Raw genomic sequence first — 5,121 nt, 5'->3', positions numbered from 1 at the left:
CGAAGTCGAACCACGGTTGCGTGGCCGAGAACAGCCGGGCCACGTTGCGGTGCTCGACCATGACCCCTTTGGGCAAACCGGTGGAGCCGGAGGTGTAGATCACGTACGCCAGGTGCTGCGACGTCAATCCCGACACCGTCGGATTCTCCACGGATTGACTGGCCAATCCGCAATTGTCGAGGTCAATCAGCCGCACCGATTCGTCGACCAGCAGCGGTTGGGTCGCGGTGTGCACGACGATAGCCACCGGGGCGCTGTCCTCGATCATGAAGGCCAGGCGCTCCAGGGGATAGGCCGGGTCCAGCGGTACATAACCGGCGCCCGCCTTGAGGATGCCCAACAGGCCGACGATCATGTCCAGGCCGCGCTCGACACAGATCGCCACCCGCTCATCCGGGCGAATGCCCACGGCCAGCAAGTGATGCGCGAGCCGGTTGGCCCGGGCGTTGAGTTCACCGTAGGTCAGCGTCCGGCTCTCGAACACCACGGCCACGGCATCAGGTTGTGTCGCCGCACGTGCCTCGAACTGCCCATGGATCAGCGCATTGTCGGCGTAGACCACATCGGAGGCATTCCAGGTTTCCAGCAGTTGCCGGCGCTCGGCCGGCGGCAGGATCTGCAACTCGCCCAATGGCGCCAGGGGCGACTGCTCCAGCGCCTCCAGCAGATGTTCCAGCACGCATTGCACATAGCCGCAGACACGTCCGGCGCCGATCGACGCTTCAGCCATGACGGTCAGGTTGAAGCCTTCGCCCAGGTCATCCACCGACAACGTCAGCGGATAGTTGGTCCGCTCTTCGCCACCCAGTACCTGGATACCTTCCCAGGCCGCGATGGCTTCGCTGGAAGCCGTCTGCGCACCGAGGTGACGATAGTTCAGCAGCGCGCTGAACAAGGGTGCCGGCGCGGTCACACCACTGCAACGCTGGGCCAGCACCAAAGAGGCATGCTCATGGCCAAGCAAGGCGGTCAAGCGTGCATGGGTCGCCTTGACCCCGGCACGTATACCCTGCGTGCCCAGTTCCACACGCAACGGCAAGGTGTTGATGAACATCCCCAGAGCCCGGTCAGCGCCCTCGCCGCCCTGCATCCGGCCCAGCAACACGGTGCCGAACACGACGTCGTCCTTGCCCGAGACACGGCCCAGCACCTGCGCCCAGGCCAAGTGATACAGGCTCGCCGCGCTCACCCCGAGTTGACGGGCCTGCGCCCGCAGGCGCTGGCTGAGCGCTCCATCGACCGGCTGGCGGACTTCTTCGATCCCACGTCCGTCGCCCTGCACATCCTGCAGGCCGAACGGCAACGTCGGCTCGGTCACATCGCCCAGCATCTCGCGGAAGAACCCTTCGTGTTCTTCGCGGCTGATACCCAGACGGGCCTGGGCTACATAGTTGCGATACGGCACCGAGGCTGCCAGCAGATGCTCGCGCCCCATCACATGAGCTTCGATTTCCGCCGTGAGCATGGCCAGAGACGTCGCGTCGTCGACCATGTGGTGGAACAGCAGCATGCCGACCCAGCGATTGTTCGCCACGTCTTCGGCATAGCCGATGCGCATCATCGGTGCCTGACGGATGTCCAGGCGATGATGGCGAGGGTGCAGGTGCTCGCGCAGTTGTTGCGCGATATCTCCCGCCGCCGGGTCCAGCACGATCTCATCGAGCCCCAGTCGGGCCTCGCGCCAGACCACTTGCACAGGTTCGTCCAGCCCTTCCCAGACCACGCCCGTGCGCAGGATATCGTGGCGAGACACTACGTCTTGCAACGCCCTGGCGAAGTCGTCCAAGCGGGCGCGGCTGTCGTAGGTGAACTGTACATATTGCAAATAGGGGTCGCCCTGGGCCGCCGCAAGGTGGTGATACAGGATCCCCTCCTGCAATGGAGCAAGGGCATAGATATCCTGCACGTTGCGCACACCGCCCGGCACCGACGCGACGACGCGGTCGATACCGTCCTGGTCCAGATCGACCAGGGGCAACATGTCCGGTGTGATCCGTGTGCAGTCGGCGGGAATGAGGTTGGCCGGCACCACGATTTCGCGCACGCCGCCTACGGCCGCCGCCAATGCCGCCAGCGTTGGCTGGCCGAACAGCACACGGACATCGGCAGCCAGGTCGATCTGGCGCATGCGCTCGACCAGCTTCACTGCCAGCAGCGAATGGCCGCCCATTTCAAAGAAATGGTCATGACGGCCGACCTGCTCCACCTGCAGCAGGTCTTGCCAGATCCGCGCAATCGCCGTCTCGACTTCGCCTTGAGGCGCCTCGTATTCACGGGTCACCACCGAGGACTGGTCGGGCACCGGCAACGCCTTGCGGTCCAACTTGCCGTTGGTGGTCAGCGGGAATACCGTCAACATCACGAACGCGCTGGGCACCATGTATTCCGCCAGGGAGCCCAATAGCTCGGCGCGCAGTTCGGCCGCCGACGGTGGCTCGCCCTCTTCGGCAATCACGTAGGCCACCAGGCGCTGGTCACCCGGGGTGTCCTGGCGCGCCAGGACCACGGCTTCACGCACGCCGTTGCAGGCGGCCAGCTTGGCCTCGATCTCACCCAGTTCGATACGGAAGCCGCGGATCTTCACCTGGTCATCGTTACGCCCCAGGTATTCGATACTGCCGTCCGCCAGCCAGCGACCCAGGTCACCGGTCTTGTACATGCGGGCGTTCGGCTCATCGCTGAAGGGGTTGTCGAGGAAACGCTCGGCGGTCAGCTCATCGCGATTCAGATAACCACGGCTCACACCCGCGCCACCAACGAACATTTCGCCGACCACACCGACCGGTACGGGTTCGTGTTGTGCGTCGAGTACATACAACTGCAAGTCAGGGATGCGTTTGCCGATGGGGCTGACACCGGTCAGTTGGGCGTCGGCCGCACACAGTGCACGGTAGGTCACGTGCACGGTGGTTTCGGTGATGCCGTACATGTTCACCAGTTGCGTGCGGGCGTTGGCTTGACGAGCGTACCAGGGCTTGAGGATCCCGGTTTCCAGCGCTTCGCCGCCGAAGATCACCTGCCGCAGGCTGTGGTTCAGCTCGCTCTCGCCCTGGGCCGCGATCAACTGGCGGAACGCGCTCGGCGTCTGGTTGAGGATGGTCACCCCGGCCTCACACAGCAGCGCATAGCAGTATTGCGGGGAGCGGCTGACCAATTGCGGCACCACCAGCAGGCGGCCGCCCTGGGTCAGCGCGCCCCAGATTTCCCACACCGAGAAATCGAAGGCGAAAGAATGGAACAGTGCCCAGACGTCTTGCGGGCCGAAGTCGAACCATGGCTGGGTGGCCGAGAACAACCGCGCGACGTTACGGTGTTCGACCATCACGCCCTTGGGCAAGCCAGTGGAACCGGAGGTATAGATCACATAGGCCAGGTGACTGGCCCCAAGGCCCGGTACATCCGGGTTATGCCGTGGCTGCTGCTCCATTTCGCTGTCTTCGAGCGGATCGAGCAGCACGGTCGGCACGCTCAATGGTGGCAGGGTTTCACGCCATTCCCGTTGGGTCACCAGCGCTACCGGGCTGCTGTCGTGCAACATGTAGGCAATGCGTTCGGCCGGATAGGCCGGGTCCAGCGGCACGTAGCCCGCCCCCGCCTTGAGGATGCCCAACAGGCCGACGATCATGTCCAGGCCGCGCTCGACACAGATCGCCACCCGGTCGTCCGGACGAATCCCCACGGCCAACAGGCTGTGGGCCAGCTGGTTGGCGCGGGCATTGAGCTGGCCATAAGTCAGCGTCTGTTCTTCATGGACCACCGCCACGGCGTCAGGCTGGGCCATTGCCCAGGCTTCGAACTGACGATGGATCAGGGCATCTGCGGCGTATTCGGCATCCCGGGTGTTCCAGGTTTCCAGCAACTGCCGGCGTTCGGCTGGCGGCAGGACCGTCAAGGCGTGCAGCGCAGTGTGCGGCGCTTGCTCCAGGGCGGTGACCAGGCTGTCCAGCGCCATCTGCATGTAGCCACAGATGCGTGCGGCACCGATCGAGGTTTCGACCAGGGCCGTGAGGGAGAAACCTTCCCCAAGGTCGTCGACGTTGAGGGTCAGTGGGTAGTTGGTGCGCTCGTCACCACTGAGTGCCTCGATCCCGTTCCAGGCCGAGAGGCCATCCTGGGTCACCTCGGCGGCACTATGACGGTAGTTGAGCAAGGCGCTGAACAGCGGCGTCGGTGCCGCCACGCCACTGCAACGCTGGGCCAGCGCCAGGGAGGCATGTTCATGGCCCAGCAGGTCTGTCAGTCGGGCGTGGGTCGCCTTGACCCCGGTGCGCACATCCTGGGTGCCCACATCCACGCGCAACGGCAAGGTGTTGATGAACATCCCCAGCGCCCGGTCGGCCCCTTCACCGCCCTGCATCCGGCCCAGCAATACCGTACCGAACACCACATCCGGTTTGCCGGACACTTTGCCCAGCACTTGCGCCCAGGCCAGGTGCACCAGGCTGGCGGCACTGACGCCCAATTGCCTGGCCTGGGCCCGCAGACGCCTGGACAGCACGAGATCCACCGGCTCGCGGATCTCATCGATGCCATGGCCGTCCCCCTGCACATCCTGCAAGCCGAAGGGCAGTGTTGGCTCGTCGATATCGCCGAGCATGTCGCGGAAGAACACCTCGTGTTCCGCCTCGCTCGCCCCCAGTCGCGCCTGGGCCACATAGTTGCGATAAGGCATCGCGTCGCCCAATCGCTCGCCTTGCCCCAACAGGTGCAGTTGCATTTCATGCTGCATCACGTCCAGCGCGGTATGGTCCAGCGCCATGTGGTGGAACAGCAGGATCGCCACCCAGCGGTCCTGGGCCTCATCCTGGGCGTAGACCAACTGCAGCATCGGCGCACGGCGCAGGTCCAGGCGGTAGTGGCGTGCATCGAAGCGGCTCGCCAGTTGTGTGGCGACATCACCGGCCGTGGCATCGGCCTCGAAGCGCTGCGGCGCCAGCTTCACCTGGCGCCAGACCAGCTGCAGCGGTTCGTCCAGGCCTTCCCAGGCCACGCTGGTGCGCAGGATGTCGTGGCGGTCGATCACCACCTGCAACGCCTCGACGAACGCCTCGAAGCGTCCGAGGCTATCAAACGCGAACTGCGACTGGAGCACGTAGGGATCGCCCTGCTCCGCCGCCAGGT

At 64.8% G+C, this 5,121-nt stretch carries 1 protein-coding gene; it reads right to left on the bottom strand.

Going from position 1 to position 5,121, the window contains the following annotated elements:
• Positions 1 to 5,121 (bottom strand): non-ribosomal peptide synthetase (locus BM317_RS29470; RefSeq protein WP_139236100.1); only part of this gene is annotated, 5,121 nt, incomplete at both ends.

This window comes from Pseudomonas sp. NFACC24-1, assembly GCF_900115235.1.
Classification (GTDB): Bacteria; Pseudomonadota; Gammaproteobacteria; order Pseudomonadales; family Pseudomonadaceae; genus Aquipseudomonas; species Aquipseudomonas fluorescens_AA.
The sequence above is the reverse complement of the archived record's forward strand: the minus strand, read 5'-3'. Positions and strand labels throughout refer to the sequence as shown.